Source organism: Streptomyces sp. AM6-12, from assembly GCF_044327085.1.
Classification (GTDB): domain Bacteria; phylum Actinomycetota; class Actinomycetes; order Streptomycetales; family Streptomycetaceae; genus Streptomyces.
Window position 1 is genome coordinate 4698490 of the sequence record NZ_JBIQWN010000001.1, and the last position, 15999, is coordinate 4714488.

Below are 15999 nucleotides of genomic sequence, written 5' to 3' on the forward strand. Positions count from 1 at the left end.
CTCCGGGGCGCCCGCCCGTGCCCGGCACCGGTGCCGCGCGTCAGCGGCCGGCCAGCGGGTTGCGCAGCGTGCCCACCAGCTGGAGCGCCGCGGAGGGGTCCGCGAGGTCCACCATCTGGCGGTTGTCGCGCAGCTGGAGCCGGTTGAGGCAGGACAGCGCGAACTCGGGGGCAAACAGGTCGTACTGCCGGAACCGGTCGGCGAGTTGCAGATTCGCCTCCTGGTACTCGCGGGAGACCTCCGCGACCGTGCGCCAGAACTCGTCCTCGGTGAGGATCCCTTCGGCGGCGAGGTTCGCGGACAGGAAGCGGAAGAAGCAGTCGAAGACGTCGGTGAAGATCGACAGCAGCTTCTGGTCCTCGGGGATGTCGGCCCGGATGCGGGCGACCTCCGGCGGCAGCACGGCGTCCGGGTCCATCACCACGATCTCCTCGGCGATGTCCTTGTAGACGGCCCGCTGCACGACCCCGTCCCGCAGCACCAGGATGGTGTTCTCGCCGTGCGGCATGAACGCCAGGTCGTAGGCGTAGAGGCTGTGCAGCAGCGGGGTGTAGTAGGCCCGCAGGTACCGGCGCAGCCATGCGGCGGGTTCGAGTCCGGACCGTTCGATCAGGGCGCCCGCGAAGGACGTGCCCCCGTGGTCGACGTGCAGCAGGGAGGCCATGGTGGCGAGCGTCTCGCCATCTTGGAGGGAGGGCACCGGGCTCTCCCGCCACAGCGCGGCGAGCATCTTGCGGTAGGGGGAGTAGCGGTCGGTGGCCCGCTCGTACTCCAGGTGCCGGTAGCCGACGGCGGCCCGCTCGCGGATGATCGTCAGGCCGCTGCCCTTGAGCACCGGGTCGCCCTCGATCAGCTGGGCGAGCCAGTCGTTGATGGCGGGGGTTGCCTCCATGTAGGCGGCCGAGAGTCCGCGCATGAAGCCCATGTTGAGGACGGACAGGGCCGTCTTCACATAGTGCTTGTGCGGGGCGCTGGTGTTGAAGAAGGTCCGGATGGACTGCTGGGCCAGGTATTCGTCGTCGCCCTCGCCGAGCGGGACGAGGTGCCTGCGGGCCACCTCCGCCGCGAAGGTGACGGACAGCTTGTTCCACCACTGCCAGGGGTGGACCGGGATGAGGAGGTAGTCGGCCGGGTCGAGGCCCTGACCGGTCAGCGTCCGCCGGAACCGCTCGACGGTCTCCTCGCCCAACTCGCCCCGGATGAAGCCCTCGTACTCGATCCCGGCGCCCGCCGTGAACGCGGCGCGGGAGCGGTGCGCGGCCAGCCACAGCAGCCGGACGGGGTGCGCGGTCTCCGGGGCGTACGCCAGGTACTCGTGGACCCCGAAGCCGAGCCGCCCGCTGTTCGCGACGAAGCAGGGGTGGCCCTCGGTCATCCCGGTCTCGATCGCCTGGAAGCCGCTCGCCACCAGTTCGGCGGAGGTGAGCTGGTGCTTGGCGAGCTTGTAGCAGGTGCCGGAGAGGGTGGAGGAGATCTCCTCCAGGTAGACGGGCAGGATGGTGTCGCTCAGGCCAAGGGAGTCCTTCAGCTCGATGAAGAAGTCCAGTGCCGCGAGCGGGAGTTCCGCGCCGTCACGCTGCCGGGTGATCGAGCCGGCGTCGACCTCCCAGTGGTCGAGGGCGCGCCGCACGGCGGTGAACCGGTAGGCGGTGAGGCCGTCGTCGCTGCGGACGACATAGCCCTCGCCGTCCTCCTCGGGGGTGATCAGGCGCTCGTGCGCGAACTCGGCGAGCGCCTTGCGGAGCAGCAGCCGGTTGGCCCGCGCCCAGCGCTCGGGGGACAGATGGGCCACGGACTCGGCGGGCGTCAGCACGCGGACACCGCCTTCGTGAACTGCTCGCGGGTGCAGAAGCTCAGCAGGGCCGTCTTCTCCGGCTTCCGTATCTCACGCTCGGCCACGAACCCGACGGCCGCGTTCAGCGCGTGCACCGCTGTGTTGCGCACGTCCGGTTCCACGACCACGCGCTCGACGGCCGGGTCCGCGAAGAGATGGGCCATGACGGCGGTGATGACGGCCTTCGTGAACCCGTGTTCGGGGGTGTCGGTCGCGGGGGTCAGGAAGTGCATCCCGGCATCGCCCGGCCGCGGCTCGTAGAGGCCGACCAGTTCCCGGTGGGCGGGGTCGTACTTCTCCATGAGGAAGGCGGGGACGCCGTCCCGGAGTCCGAGCAGCGCGTGCTGGTGCTCGTCGGCGGCTATCTCCATGTACGCCCGCTCGACGTCCTCCAGTCTCGCCTCCTGCATCATCCAGAAGGCGGCCTTCGGGTGGGTGATCCAGGAGTGCAGCAACTCGGCGTCCCGGCGCGGGTCGACGGGCCGGAAGGTGAAGGTCGGGGTGGTCATACGGCGAACTCCTGGAAGGCGATGGACTTCTCGACCGGGTAGTACGCGCTGCCGAGCACCTCGCGGATGATGCACGCGTTGCGGTACGGGCCCATGCCCAGGTCGGGGCTGGTGATGCTGTGGGTGTGGACGCCGGCGTTCTGGAGGAAGACGCCGCGCCCGGTGACGTCGATGGCGTAGTTGCGGGCCACGTCGAAGCGTCCGTGGCCGTCGTAGCGCAGCCGCTCGCGCAGCGGGGCGAGGAAGGCCGGGGGCGCGTAGTGGTAGCCGGTGGCCAGCACCAGGCCCTCGGTGCGGATCTCGAAGTCCTTGCCCTGCTCGTCCTGGCGGAAGCCGAGGGTGTACGCCTCACCGTCGTAACCGGCGCTGTTCAGCGTGGAGTTGGTGAGCAGCCGGGTCGGCACCGGCCGGCCCCCGCTCGCCACGTCCTTCTGGTACAGCAGGTCGAAGATCGCGTCGATGAGCTCCGAGTTGATGCCCTTGAACAGGCCCTTCTGCTGCTTCTCCAGCCGGTAGCGGGTCTCCTCGGGCAGCGCGCGGAAGTAGTCGATGTAGTCCGGCGAGGTCATCTCAAGGGTCAGCTTGGTGTACTCCAGCGGGAAGAACCTGGGGGAGCGGGTGACCCAGTTGAGCTGGTAGCCGTGGACGTCGATCTCGGACAGCAGCTCGTAGTAGATCTCGGCGGCGCTCTGCCCGCTGCCGACGACCGTGACGGACTTCTTCCGCTGCAACTCCGCCTTGCGGTGCATGTACTGGGAGGTGTGCAGCAGGTCCCCGCCGAGGTCCCGGCAGGCCTCGGGGAGGTAGGGCACCGTGCCCGTGCCGAGCACGAGGTGCCGGGCGCGGACGGTGTCGCCGGCCGCGGTCCGCACGGCGTAGAGGCCGTCCTCGTACGACACCTCGGTGACCGTCGTGCCGAAGCGGACGCTGCTCAGCTTGCCGGCGGCCCAGCGGCAGTAGTCGTCGTACTCCACCCGCAGCGGGTAGAAGTTCTCGCGGATGTAGAAGGAGTACAGCCGGCCCTTCTCCTTCAGGTAGTTGAGGAAGGAGTACGGCGAGGTGGGGTCGGCGAGGGTGACCAGGTCCGACATGAACGGGGTCTGGAGGTGGGCGCCGTCCAGGAACATCCCGGCGTGCCACTCGAAGCCGGGCTTCGACTCCAGGAAGAGGGCGTCCAGTTCGGCGATCGGCTCGGTCAGGCAGGCGAGGCCGAGGTTGAAGGGGCCGAGTCCGATCCCCACGAGGTCGTGGACGCGTGTGGATTCAGCAAGCGCGGTCAAGGGACTCTCCCAGGTACTGCTCGGCGTGGCCGGCGATGAGATCGAGGACGGCGGCGATGTCGGACACCGTCGTCTCGGGGTTGAGCAGGGTGAACTTCAGGTAGTGGCGGCCGCCCACCTTGGTGCCCGCGACCACCGCGTCACCGGAGGCGAACAGCGCCTTGCGGGCGTGGAGGTTGGCGCGGTCGGTCTCGGCCGGGTCGGTGACGGCGGCCGGGACGTAGCGGAAGACGAGGGTGGACAGGGACGGCTCGACCACCACGTCGTAGCGCGGGTCGGCGGCGAGCAGGTGCCAGCCCTGGACGGCCAGGTCGCAGACCTCGTCGAAGAGTTCGCCGATGCCGTCGGCACCCATCACGCGCAGCGTCAGCCACAGCTTGAGGGCGTCGAAGCGGCGGGTGGTCTGGAGGGACTTGTCGACCTGGTTGGGGATGCGCTCGCGCACCGCGCGGCGCGGGTTGAGGTACTCGGCGTGGTAGGTGGCGTGCCGCAGGGTGGCCCCGTCGCGCACCAGCACGGCGGACGAACTCACCGGCTGGAAGAAGGACTTGTGGTAGTCGACGGTCACCGAGTCGGCGCGCTCGATCCCGTCGAGGCGGTGCCGGTACTTGCGCGAGGCGAGCAGCCCGCAGCCGTAGGCCGCGTCCACGTGCAGCCACGCGCCGTGGCGGTCACACAGCTCGGCGATCTCGGGCAGCGGGTCGATGGAGCCGAAGTCGGTGGTGCCGGCGGTGGCGACGACCGCCATGGGCACCAGGCCCTCGGCATGGTAGCGCTCCAGCTCGCGGGCGAGGGCGACGGTCTGCATCCGCTTGTCGCGGTCGACGGGGACGGTGACGACCGCGTCGGGGCCGAGCCCGAGCAGTTTCGCCGACTTCTGCACGCTGAAGTGGCCGGCCTCGGAGGCGAAGATCCGCAGTTTCGCGAGGTCGCCGCTTTTGGCCTCCTCGCGGGCCAGCAGCAGCGCCTGGAGGTTGGACTGGCTGCCGCCGGAGGTGAACACGCCGTCCGCGGCGGGCCCGAGGCCGGCCCGCGTGGTCGTCCAGTCGATCAGCTTGCGCTCGATGAGCGTGCCGCCGGCCGACTGGTCCCAGGTGTCCAGCGAGGAGTTGACCGCGCAGAGCACGGCCTCACCGAGCACGGCCGGGATGACGACCGGGCAGTTGAGGTGGGCGAGGTAGCGGGGGTGGTGGAAGTAGACCGCGTCCTTCAGGTAGACGTCCTCCAGCTCGTCGAGGACGGCGGCGGTGTCGCCCAGCGGGCGGTCGAGGTCGATGGCGTCGACGCGGGGGGACAGTTCGTCCACGGCGATGCCGGTGAACGGGCGCTCGGTGGCGGCGAGTTTGGCCGCCACCCGCTCGACTCCTTCGGTCACGGAGCGGCGGTAGTGCTCCGCCGTGCGGCCATTGAGCAGGTGGGAGCGCATGGGGGGTCCTCCGGGGGGGAAGTCCGTGGGATTAACTTAGGTTAGCCTAACCTAAGTTCTTTGGATCAAGGCGCACGTGCGCGGGGGCGCTTGCGAAACGGGGTGGGGCGGCTGTGCGGCGCCGCCCGGAACTACTCGCCCGCCGCGCGGAGCTGTTCCTCGGTCAGTCCGCGCCGCCAGTACCCGACGAAGGTCACCCGGCGCCGGTCGACCCCGCGCTCCTGGACGAAGTGCCGCCGCAGCGCCTTCACCTGACCGGACTCGCCGGCGATCCAGACGTACGGGCGTGCGGTGGGCGGGAGTTGGGCGCCGCGCACGGCGTCGAGAGGGTCCGGGTCGCTCTCGCCCCGCACCAGCCAGATGATCTCCGCGTCGGCGTCCGTGCGCACGTCCTGGATGTCACCGGGGTGCGGTACCTGGAGCCAGGCGCGCACGCGGGTGCCCGCCGGGAGGGACTCCAGGGTCGCGGTCGCGGCGGGCACGGCGGTCTCGTCGCCCCACATCACCACCAGATCGGTGTCCTCGGGCGGGCGGAACCGGATGGCCCGGTTGTCGGCGAGCACGGGCCCGAGCACCAGCACCCGGTCGCCGGGGACGGCCCGCGCGGCCCACCGGGAGGCGGGTCCCGCGGCGGTGGCGGCGCCGGGACCGACCCCGTGCAGGGCGAAGTCGATGTCGACCTCGTCCGGATCGCGGCGCAGCTCCCGCAGGGTGTACGAGCGCATTACGGCCCGTACGTCGTCCGGCAGTTCCCGCCATGCCTGCCACCACCCGTCCCCGAGGTCGAGCGGTACGACGGGCTCTTGCTGGCCGGGATGCGGCAGGAACAGCGAGAGGGACTGGTCGCGTCCCTCGGAGCGGAAGTCGCACAGCTCGCTCCCGCCGAAGGTGACCCGGACGAGGGACGGCCCGAGCCGCCGCGTCCGTACGACCTGGAGGGAGAAGAACCGGTAGGGGGCGGCAACGGCCGTGGTCATGGGGGCTCCTGAGGGAAGCGGGGGGGACGGCGGCGAACCTTGGGGGGCGGCCGGCCCGGCCACGACGCACCGGCGTGCGCGGCCGGGCCGGGCCGCCCCTGCGATCGGGGTGCGGTGCCTAGCTGACCTTCTGCGCCTTCTCCAGCGCCTCGGCGAGCGTCGTCAGCAGCGGTACGCACTTGTCGTACGACAGGATCGGCTCGGGCGACCGCGCGATGACCTGGCCCGCCTTCACCGCCGGCAGCTTCTTCCATGTCGGCTGGGTGATGTCCGCGGGCTGGATGGCGGAGGACCGGTCGTCCATCATGATGATGTCGGCCTGGTACTTGTCGACGTTCTCCCAGCTCAGCGACTCGTACCAGCCGCCGCCCTGCTTCTTCGCGCTCTCCGGCGGCTCCACGAAGTTCACGCCGAGGGCCTTGAAGTACTCCAGGTCGACGGAGAGATGCGTGCCCGAGACGTAGAACAGCTGGTCGCTGGCGCTGCCGGCCATCACCTTGATGTGCGGCTTGGCCTTGGCGGCGGCCCGCAGCCGGGCGGCGGCCGCCTCGAACCGCTTCTTCGCGTCGGTGACCTTGGCGGCCTTCATGTCGCCGCCGAGCGACTCGGCGAGGTCCCACATCCGCTGGAGCGGCTGAGTGAGCTGGCGGTCGTAGACGGAGATGCCGACGCTGGGCGCGAGTTCGGCTATCTGCTTGGCGGACTGCTCCGGGACGTACCAGAGGGTGCCGGCGCCGTCGAACATCGTGGTGATCAGCACGTCGGGGGAGAGGGCGGCGCACTTCTCGACGTTGAACTGGCCCCAGGTGTTGCCGAGGACGGTCACCTTGCTGACGTCCATGTCGCCGGCCTGGACGTCGGGCTTGCCGCCCTTGGTCGTGGTGGGGCCGAAGACGCCCTTGACCTGGACGCCGTAGTCGTAGAGCGCGGCGCCGACGCCGGTGAAGGCGACGATGTCCGCGGGCACCTTGTCGAGCTTCACGGTCGTGCCGCGGTCGTCCTTGAACGTCCAGGGTCCCGGCTTCGCCGCGGTCGACCCGCTGCCGGCGCCCTCGGCTTTGCCCTTGTCGTCCCCGCAGGCCGCGAGCGCGGCGCCGAGCCCTACGGCGCCGCCCGCGGCGAGCAGGCCGCGGCGGGAGAGGTGGATGGCACGGGCATGGGACATGGATCTGACCGCTTTCGAACGGGGCGCGACGCCCGCCGGACAAGTGCGATGCTTAGGTTAGCCTAACCTTCTTATCTGTCCAGGGTGCGGGGCAGTTTCCCGCGCGTGTGGAACGCGTCCGGGAGAGGCGGGTCCATGGGCCCTGGGCGGAGCCGCCGGGCCCCGCGCCCCGAGGACAGCCCCGCCTGCGATCCTTGCCCCCATGAGCACACCCCCCGGCGGCCTCCCCGCCTACCGCGTCCTCACCGGCCCCGACGACGCCGCCTTCTGCCACCGGGTCAGCGAGGCGCTGGCCCTCGGCTACGAACTCCACCAGGGCCCCGCCGTCACCTTCGACGGCGAACGGGTCATCGTGGCGCAGGCGTTGCTCTGGCCTATGCACTGAGCCGGCACTACCGCCGACCGGATCCGTCCGCGTACCGCGTCACGTGGTAGTTCCCCGGCGCAGGAAAGGCGAGGGGGCGCGTCCACGTGGACGCGCCCCCCTCGGCCCGAGCCTCCGCAGGATCAGCCCGCCAGCCCCAGCTCCCGTGAGATCAGCATGCGCTGCACCTCGCTCGTGCCCTCGCCGATTTCGAGGATCTTGGAGTCGCGCCACATGCGGGCCACCGGGTACTCGTTCATGAAGCCGTAGCCGCCGTGGATCTGGGTGGCCTCGCGGGCGTTGTCGACCGCGATGGTGGAGGAGTACAGCTTGGCCATGGCCGCCTCCTTCTTGAAGGGCTCGCCCGCGACCAGGCGGTAGGCGGCGTCGCGCCAGGCGAGTCGGGCGGTGTACGCCTTCGTCTCCATGTCGGCGATCTTGAACTGGATCGCCTGGTTGGCGCCGATCGGCCGGCCGAAGGCGTGCCGCTCCTTGGCGTACTTGACCGACTCGTCCACACAGCCCTGCGCCAGACCCGTCGCGAGGGCGGCGATGGCGATGCGGCCCTCGTCCAGGATGCGCAGGAACTGGGCGTAGCCGCGGCCCTCCTGGCCGAGCAGGTTGGCGGCGGGGACGCGGACGTCCACGAAGGACAGCTCGCGGGTGTCGGAGGCGTTCCAGCCGACCTTGGAGTACGGCGCCGCGACGGTGAAGCCCGGCGTGCCGGACGGCACGATGATCGAGGAGATCAGCGGCTTGCCGTCGGGCTTGCGGCCGGTGACCGCGGTGACCGTGACCAGCCCGGTGATGTCCGTACCGGAGTTGGTGATGAAGCACTTGGTGCCGTTGATCACCCACTCGTCGGTGTCGGGGTCGAGGCGGGCCGTCGTACGGGTCCCGCCCGCGTCCGAGCCGCAGTCCGGCTCGGTCAGGCCGAAGCCGCCGAGGATCTCGCCCGCGCACAGCCGGGGCAGCCACTCGCGCTTCTGCTCCTCGGTGCCGAAGAGGTGGATCGGCATCGCGCCCAGCGAGACACCGGCCTCCAGGGTGATCGCCACCGAGGAGTCCACCCGCGCCAGTTCCTCCAGGGCGATGCCCAGCGCCAGGTAGTCGCCGCCCATGCCGCCGTACTCCTCCGAGAACGGCAGCCCGAACAGGCCCATGCGGCCCATCTCGCGGACGATCTCGTACGGGAACTCGTGCCGCTCGTAGAAGTCGCCGATCTTCGGCGCCACGACGTCGTGCGCGAACTCCTCGACCGTACGGCGGAGTTCCTCCAGCTCGGGGCTGAGGCGGTGGTCCATGCTGATCACTGGTCCTTGTGGGAGAGAGCGCGGACGGTACGGGAGGGACTGGGCCGGTCCAGGTGGGCGGCCATCCACACGCTGGTGGCGGTCAGCCGGTCGAGGTCGACGCCGGTCTCGATGCCGAGGCCGTGCAGCATCCAGACCAGGTCCTCGGTGGCGAGGTTGCCGGTGGCGGACTTGGCGTACGGGCAGCCGCCCAGCCCGCCGGCGGACGCGTCGACCGTCGTCACGCCGTGCTCCAGGGCCGCATAGGTGTTCGCGAGCGCCTGGCCGTACGTGTCGTGGAAGTGCACGCCGATCTCGTCGGTCGGCACGCCCTCCTCGTTGAGCAGGTTCAGGAGTTCCTGGACGTGTCCGGGGGTGGCCACGCCAATCGTGTCGCCGAGGCTCAGTTCGTCGCAGCCCATGTTCCGCAGGGCGGTGCAGACGCGGGCCACCTGGTGCAGCGGCACCGCGCCCTCCCACGGGTCGCCGAAGCACATGGAGACGTAGCCGCGCACCCGCGCGCCCGCGTCCTTGGCCCCGCGCACCACCGGCTCGAACAGCGCGAGGGACTCGTCCACCGTGCGGTTGAGGTTGGCCTTGGCGAAGGACTCGGTGGCGCTGGCGAACACCGCGATCCGGTCGGCGCCGAGGGCCAGCGCCCGGTCCAGGCCACGCTGGTTGGGGACCAGGACGGGAAGCTCCACGCCGGGCAGGTCGCGCACCCGCGGGAACAGCTCCTCGGCGTCGGCGAGTTGGGGTACCCACTTGGGGTGCACGAAGCTGGTCGCCTCGATGGTGGTGAGGCCCGCCTCGGCCAGGCGGCGGATGAAGTCCGCCTTCACCTCGGTCGGTACGGCACCCTTCTCGTTCTGGAGCCCGTCGCGCGCGCCGACCTCGTAGATCCGCACCCGCGCGGGCAGCTCCGCGGCCGGTACGACCATGGGCAGTCGCTCGGTGCTCACTCCGCCTCCTCCTTCGGCGCGATGACGGCCAGCACCTGGTCCATGGCGACCGTGGTGCCCGGTGTCACGTCCAGCTCGGCGACGGTGCCCGCGTGCGGGGCGGAGACGACGTGCTCCATCTTCATCGCCTCCACCACCAGCAGGCTCTGCCCGGCGACCACGTCGTCCCCGACGGCGACCTTGACGACGGTCACCGTGCCGGGCATCGGCGCGGTCAGTGAGTCGGCGCCCGCGTGGGCCGTCCGGGACAGCGAGTCGGCCACCGGGTCGTGGTCGCGCACCTGCCAGGCGTCGCCGTCCCGGCCGATCCAGTCACCGGCGCGGCGGAAGGTGTGCCGCAGCCCGTCGAGGGTGACGGCCACCGTGTCGCCGGTGACGGTGGCGGTGCCGCGCGGGGTGTACGTCACCGGGTCCTGGACCCGCAGGTGGAACGCGGGCGGCTTCGGGGTGCCGCCGAGCCGCCAGCCGCTCGGCACCGAGAAGGGGTCGGTCCAGCCCTCGCCGGAGGGCTTCAGCGCCTCCAGGCGTACGGCCGCCGCCGCCTCGTACACCTCCTCGGGCACCGACGCGGGGACCAGGTCGGCCACGACCCGCTCCACCAGGCCGGTGTCCAACTCGCCGGCCACCACGTCCGGGTGGGCGAGGAGGCGGCGTAGGAAGCCCGCGTTCGTCTGCACGCCCAGCGTGACCGTCCCGGCCAGCGCCGCCCGGAGCCTGCGCAGCGCGGTCGCGCGGTCGGGGCCGTAGGCGATCACCTTGGAGAGCATCGGGTCGTACAGGCTGCCGACCTCGGTGCCCTCGCTGAGCCCGGAGTCGGTGCGCACGCCGTCGCCCTCCGGTTCGTCCAGCAGCAGGACCGTGCCGCCGGAGGGGAGGAAGCCGCGCGCGGGGTCCTCGGCGCAGATGCGGGCCTCGACCGCGTGCCCGGTCAGCGTCACGTCGTCCTGGGCGAAGCCCAGCGGCTCGCCGGCGGCCACCCGCAGCTGCCACTCGACCAGGTCGAGTCCGGTCACCAACTCGGTTACCGGGTGCTCGACTTGGAGACGGGTGTTCATCTCCATGAAGTAGTACTGCGAGGGGTCGCTGCCCGGCACGATGAACTCCACCGTGCCCGCGCCCCGGTAGCCGCAGGAGCGGGCCGCCTGCACGGCCGCCTCGCCCATCGCCGCGCGCGTGGCCTCGTCCAGGAGGACGCTGGGCGCCTCCTCGATGATCTTCTGGTGGCGCCGCTGGAGCGAGCACTCGCGCTCCCCGAGGTGCACCACCTGGCCGTGGCCGTCGGCCAGCACCTGGATCTCGATGTGCCGGGGGCGGTCGATCCACCGCTCCACCAGCAGGGTGTCGTCGCCGAAGGAGGCGCGGGCCTCGCGGCGGGCGGCGGCGATCTCCTCGTCCAGGACGGACAGGTCCCGCACCAGGCGCATGCCCTTGCCGCCGCCGCCGGCCGACGGCTTCAGCAGCACGGGCGCGCCCAGGGCACGTGCGGCTTCGGCCAGTTCGGGGTCGCGGCCGCCGGGGACCACCGGTACCCCGGCGGCCGCCACCGTCTCCTTGGCGCGGATCTTGTCGCCCATCAGCGCGATGGCGTCAGCCGGGGGGCCGATGAAGACGAGGCCGGCCTCCTCGCAGGCCCGCGCGAACGCGGCGTTCTCGGCGAGGAAGCCGTAGCCGGGGTGGATGGCCTGCGCGCCGGTGCGGGCGGCGGCCTCCAGCAGGCGTTCCACCGAGAGGTAGCTCTCGGACGCCGGCGCCGGGCCGATCCGGACCGCCGTGTCGGCCTCCCGGACGTGCCGCGCGCCCGCGTCGGCGTCGGAGAAGACCGCCACCGAGCGCACGCCCAGCTCGCGGAGCGTTCGGATGACGCGTACGGCGATCTCGCCCCGGTTGGCGACCAGCACTGTGTCGAACACGGTTCCCTCCCTCACATCCGGAAGACGCCGAACTGGGGCTCTCCCAGTGGCGCGTTGGCGCAGGCCGTCAGGGCGAGTCCGAGCACCTGGCGGGTGTCCATCGGGTCGATCACGCCGTCGTCCCACAGCCGGGCCGTCGCGTAGTAGGCGTTGCCCTGGGTCTCGTACTGCGCGCGGATCGGCGCCTTGAAGGTCTCCTCGTCCTCCGCGGACCAGGTCTCGCCGCGGCCCTCCAGCTGGTCGCGCTTGACCGTGGCGAGGACGCTGGCGGCCTGTTCGCCGCCCATCACGGAGATCTTGGCGTTGGGCCACATCCACAGGAAGCGGGGGGAGTAGGCCCGGCCGCACATCGAGTAGTTGCCCGCGCCGTAGGAACCGCCCACCACGACGGTCAGCTTGGGCACGCGGGTGCAGGCCACCGCGGTGACCATCTTGGCGCCGTGCTTGGCGATGCCGCCCGCCTCGTAGTCCTTGCCCACCATGAAGCCGGAGATGTTCTGGAGGAACACCAGCGGGATGCCGCGCTGGTCGCACAGCTCGATGAAGTGCGCGCCCTTCTGGGCGGACTCCGAGAAGAGGATGCCGTTGTTGGCGACGATCCCGACCGGGTGCCCGTGGATCCGGGCGAAGCCGGTGACGAGCGTCTGGCCGTACTCGCTCTTGAACTCGGCGAACCGGGAGCCGTCGACCACGCGGGCGATGATCTCCCGGACGTCGTACGGGGTGCGGGAGTCGACCGGCACCGCGCCGTACAGCCCGGCCGGGTCCACCTTCGGCTCGACGGCCGGGGTGACCTCCCAGGGCGGCGACTTCCGGGCCGGGAGGGTGGCGACGATGTTCCGGACGATCCGCAGCGCGTGCGCGTCGTCCTCCGCGAGGTGGTCGGTGACGCCGGAGGTCCGGGAGTGGACCTCGCCGCCGCCCAGCTCCTCGGCCGTGACCACCTCGCCGGTGGCCGCCTTCACCAGCGGGGGGCCGCCCAGGAAGATGGTGCCCTGGTTGCGGACGATGACCGCCTCGTCGCTCATCGCCGGGACGTACGCGCCGCCCGCCGTGCACGAGCCGAGGACGGCCGCGATCTGCGGGATGCCCGCTCCGGACATCCGGGCCTGGTTGTAGAAGATCCGCCCGAAGTGCTCGCGGTCCGGGAACACCTCGTCCTGCATCGGCAGGAAGGCGCCGCCGGAGTCGACCAGGTAGACGCAGGGCAACCGGTTGTCGAGGGCCACCTCCTGGGCGCGCAGGTGCTTCTTGACCGTCATCGGGTAGTACGTGCCGCCCTTGACGGTCGCGTCGTTGGCGACGATCACGCACTCGCGCCCGCTGACCCGGCCGATCCCGGCGATCACACCGGCGGCCGGCGCCTGCCCGTCGTACAGCCCGTCGGCCGCGAGCGGGGCGAGCTCCAGGAACGGCGAGCCCGGATCGAGCAGGGTGTCGACCCTGTCCCTCGGCAGCAGCTTGCCGCGCGCGGTGTGCCGGGCGCGCGCCCGCTCCCCGCCGCCGAGCGCCGCCGCGGCGAGCTTGCCGCGCAGCTCCTCGACCAGCGCCAGATGGGCCTGTTCATTGGCCCGCCAGGCCTCCGACGCGGGCTCGGCCGTGCTCCGGAGTTCCGGTGCCTCCTGCATCCTGCGGTCCCCTCACCCGGTGCTCGAACCGGTTAATGAGCGTTAACCATCTCCTTCAGGTTAACGACCGCTAACCTCGCTGTCTAGAATTGTCTTCATGGCCAGAACCGACGCCCCCACCCGCCGCGAGCAGATCCTCAAGGAGGCCGCCCGCCTCTTCGCCGAGCGCGGCTTCCACGGCGTCGGCGTGGACGAGATAGGAGCGGCGGTCGGCATCAGCGGCCCCGGCCTGTACCGGCACTTCCCCGGCAAGGACGCGATGCTCGCCGAACTGCTCGTCGGCATCAGCGGCCAGCTGCTCACCGGGGCCCGGCGGCGGCTCGCGGAGGCCGACGGGGACGCGCGCGCCACCGCGGTCCTGGACTCCCTGATCGAGGGGCACATCGACTTCGCGCTGGACGACCGGCCGCTGATCACCCTGCACGACCGTGAGCTGGACCGGCTGCGCGACAGCGACCGCAAGCTGGTGCGCCAGCTCCAGCGGCAGTACGTGGAGCTGTGGGTGGGCGTGGTCCGCGAGGTCTACCCGCCGCTGACCGAGCCCGCCGCCCGCTCCGCCGTCCACTCCGTCTTCGGCCTGCTCAACTCCACCCCCCACCTGGGCCGCGCCGGCACGCTTCCCGGCCGGGGTGCGACGGCGGAACTGCTGCACCGGATGGCACGGGGGGCGTTCGAGGCGGCGGGTTCCTCCGGGGGGTGAGGAGGCGTTGGCGGCGGGCGGGGGAGTGACGTGCGCCACTATCGTCGGGCCATGGACTACCGAAGATGCGCGCGATCGCCGAGGAGCTGGGTGCCTACGCGGAGCAGTTTGAAGGGGCCTGGAGCGTCGAGATCGGACCGTCGGGCCCGATACTGGCCATGATGTGCCCGTCGAGGCGGCACGAGGGAACCGTCCGCCGTATCTGCGTGCAGTTGGACGAGCAGCTTCGCGCCACCCATCCCGGCTACATCTGCGCGAGCGGCCCGGAGATCGAACACCCGGCGCTCGGTCGTATGCGGCTCCCCGGCGCGGTGGTCATTCCCGAGGCCGTCCTGGACGAGGAGGGCATCGCCGTCGACGCGTCGCAGGTCCTCGTCGTGGTGGAGGTCGTCTCGCCGTCCAACCCCACCAACGAGCACATCGAGAAGCTGGCCGCCTACCCGGCCATGGGCATCGCGCACTACCTGGTCGTCGACCCCGGCACCGGCACCATCGAGGTCCACTCCGACCCGTGCAAGGGCCGCTACGTGCGCAAGGACTCGTACATCTACGGCGACTCGGTCCCCTTCGGGCCCTGGACGGTCGAGACGTCCGCCTTCCGGCGTTACGGCAAAGCGGGAAACTGACCGGAACGGCCTGGCTGCCCGAGTGCCGCCTGCCTCGTGGCGCAACTCACCCTGGACGCTCCCCGTACCCGCCGGTATCTTCGAATCTGAGCAAGCGCTTAGACATGCCCCTTGCCGGCATGCCCGAGGTACGTGGAGGTGGGCGGCGTGCGCCGTACGGTGTTCAACGAGGATCACGAGGCGTTCCGGGAGACCCTGCGCGCCTTCATCGAGGCCGAGGTCGTACCGGTGTACGACGAGTGGTTCGCGGCCGGCCAGGCGCCCCGCGACTTCTACTACAAGCTCGGCGAGCTGGGTATCTTCGGCATCAACGTGCCCGAGGAGTTCGGCGGCGCGGGCATGGACAGCCACAAGTTCGAGGCCGTCCTCTACGAGGAGACCGCCCGCGCGGGCGTCCAGTTCGGCGGCTCCGGCGTGCACGTGCTGCTCGCCCTGCCGTACATCAAGATGCTGGCCACCGACGAGCAGAAGAAGCGCTACCTGCCGAAGTTCGTCACCGGCGAGGAGATGTGGGCCATCGCGATGACGGAGCCGGGCACCGGCTCCGACCTCGCGGGCATGAAGTCCACCGCCCGGCTCAGCGAGGACGGCACCCACTACGTCCTCAACGGCGCCAAGACCTTCATCACCGGCGGCGTGCACGCCGACCGCGTGATCGTGTGCGCCCGCACCGCCGCGCCCACCGCCGAGGACCGCCGCCACGGCATCTCCCTGTTCGCGGTGGACACCAAGTCCGAGGGCTACTCCGTCGGCCGCAAGCTGGACAAGCTCGGCCTGAAGACCTCCGACACCGCCGAGCTGGCCTTCGTGGACGTCAAGGTCCCCGTCGAGGACCTGCTGGGCGAGGAGAACAAGGGCTTCTCCTACCTCGGCCACAACCTGGCCTCCGAGCGCTGGGGCATCGCCTTCGGCGCCTACGCGCAGGCCAAGGCCGCCGTCCGGTTCGCCAAGCAGTACGTGCAGGAGCGCACCGTCTTCGGCAAGCCGGTCGCCCACTTCCAGAACACCAAGTTCGAGCTGGCCGCCTGCCAGGCAGAGGTGGACGCCGCCGAGGCGGTCGCCGACCGCGCCACCGAGGCTCTGGACGCCGGCGAGCTGACCCCCGCCGAGGCCGCCTCCGCCAAGCTGTTCTGCACCGAGGTCGCCCACCGCGTCATCGACCGCTGCCTCCAGCTGCACGGCGGCTACGGGTACATGAACGAGTACCCGATCGCCCGCCTGTACGCGGACAACCGCGTCAACCGCATCTACGGCGGCACCAGCGAGATCATGAAGACGATCATCGCCAAGGACATGGGCCTGTAAGGTCCCGCGATCACTGGCCGG

General features: G+C 71.1%; 14 protein-coding genes. 4 read left to right on the top strand and 10 right to left on the bottom strand.

Translation table 11 applies throughout. The features are described 5' to 3' along the window. Nucleotides 1-40: 40 nt before the first annotated feature. The 6 genes from ACE4Q9_RS21340 to ACE4Q9_RS21365 all read right to left on the bottom strand — a co-directional run bounded on the left by ACE4Q9_RS21340 (nt 41) and on the right by ACE4Q9_RS21365 (nt 7191). Entirely contained in the window at nt 41-1810 is a 1770-nt protein-coding gene (locus ACE4Q9_RS21340) for an IucA/IucC family protein (RefSeq protein ID WP_397987289.1), read from the bottom strand. Beyond that, nucleotides 1807-2343 (bottom strand): GNAT family N-acetyltransferase, encoded by a 537-nt coding sequence (locus tag ACE4Q9_RS21345; RefSeq protein WP_397985817.1) that lies wholly within the window; start codon nt 2341-2343, stop codon nt 1807-1809. Before ACE4Q9_RS21345 ends, ACE4Q9_RS21340 begins: the two co-directional genes overlap by 4 nt. Then, complete coding sequence (locus tag ACE4Q9_RS21350) at nt 2340-3623, bottom strand: lysine N(6)-hydroxylase/L-ornithine N(5)-oxygenase family protein (protein ID WP_397985818.1); 1284 nt, start codon at nt 3621-3623, stop codon at nt 2340-2342. Before ACE4Q9_RS21350 ends, ACE4Q9_RS21345 begins: the two co-directional genes overlap by 4 nt. Next, the gene (gene desA, locus ACE4Q9_RS21355; RefSeq protein WP_397985819.1) at nt 3607-5049 is read right to left on the bottom strand and encodes a lysine decarboxylase DesA; all 1443 of its coding nucleotides are present in this window, start codon (nt 5047-5049) and stop codon (nt 3607-3609) included. The genes ACE4Q9_RS21350 and desA overlap by 17 nt, the downstream gene beginning before the upstream one ends. Before the next feature lie 131 nt (nt 5050-5180). Then, nucleotides 5181-6026, bottom strand: coding sequence for a siderophore-interacting protein (locus ACE4Q9_RS21360; protein WP_397985820.1), 846 nt, complete (start codon nt 6024-6026; stop codon nt 5181-5183). A 118-nt stretch (nt 6027-6144) separates the two neighbouring features. Next, on the bottom strand, nt 6145-7191 hold the full coding sequence (locus tag ACE4Q9_RS21365; protein WP_397985821.1) for an ABC transporter substrate-binding protein: 1047 nt from the start codon (nt 7189-7191) through the stop codon (nt 6145-6147). 202 nt (nt 7192-7393) lie between these two features. On the opposite strand from ACE4Q9_RS21365, the gene ACE4Q9_RS21370 reads away from it, so the two are divergent. Further along, nucleotides 7394-7576, top strand: a complete 183-nt coding sequence (locus tag ACE4Q9_RS21370) for a DUF1737 domain-containing protein (protein WP_397985822.1) — start codon at nt 7394-7396, stop codon at nt 7574-7576. A gap of 122 nt (nt 7577-7698) precedes the next feature. Here ACE4Q9_RS21370 and ACE4Q9_RS21375 read toward each other — a convergent pair whose 3' ends face one another. From ACE4Q9_RS21375 to ACE4Q9_RS21390, 4 genes are read right to left on the bottom strand one after another with little or no spacing between them, the layout of a single operon-like run. Then, on the bottom strand, nt 7699-8859 hold the full coding sequence (locus ACE4Q9_RS21375; protein ID WP_397985823.1) for an acyl-CoA dehydrogenase family protein: 1161 nt from the start codon (nt 8857-8859) through the stop codon (nt 7699-7701). A 5-nt stretch (nt 8860-8864) separates the two neighbouring features. Further along, complete coding sequence (locus tag ACE4Q9_RS21380; RefSeq protein WP_397987290.1) at nt 8865-9788, bottom strand: hydroxymethylglutaryl-CoA lyase; 924 nt, start codon at nt 9786-9788, stop codon at nt 8865-8867. 17 nt (nt 9789-9805) lie between these two features. Next, nucleotides 9806-11719 carry a biotin carboxylase N-terminal domain-containing protein gene (locus ACE4Q9_RS21385; RefSeq protein ID WP_397985824.1) on the bottom strand — a complete coding sequence of 638 codons (1914 nt, stop codon included), beginning with the start codon at nt 11717-11719 and terminating at the stop codon, nt 9806-9808. Between the two features lie 11 nt (nt 11720-11730). Continuing rightward, on the bottom strand, nt 11731-13347 hold the full coding sequence (locus ACE4Q9_RS21390) for a carboxyl transferase domain-containing protein (protein WP_397985825.1): 1617 nt from the start codon (nt 13345-13347) through the stop codon (nt 11731-11733). 97 nt (nt 13348-13444) lie between these two features. On the opposite strand from ACE4Q9_RS21390, the gene ACE4Q9_RS21395 reads away from it, so the two are divergent. The 3 genes from ACE4Q9_RS21395 (at nt 13445) to ACE4Q9_RS21405 (ending at nt 15978) form a co-directional block, all read left to right on the top strand. Beyond that, a complete protein-coding gene (locus ACE4Q9_RS21395) occupies nt 13445-14047 on the top strand; it encodes a TetR/AcrR family transcriptional regulator (protein ID WP_397985826.1) in 603 nt (200 codons plus the stop codon). Nucleotides 14048-14112: 65 nt separating this feature from the next. After that, a complete protein-coding gene (locus tag ACE4Q9_RS21400) occupies nt 14113-14673 on the top strand; it encodes a Uma2 family endonuclease (protein ID WP_397985827.1) in 561 nt (186 codons plus the stop codon). Between the two features lie 147 nt (nt 14674-14820). Further along, nucleotides 14821-15978, top strand: coding sequence for an acyl-CoA dehydrogenase family protein (locus ACE4Q9_RS21405; protein ID WP_397985828.1), 1158 nt, complete (start codon nt 14821-14823; stop codon nt 15976-15978). Nucleotides 15979-15999 lie beyond the last annotated feature (21 nt).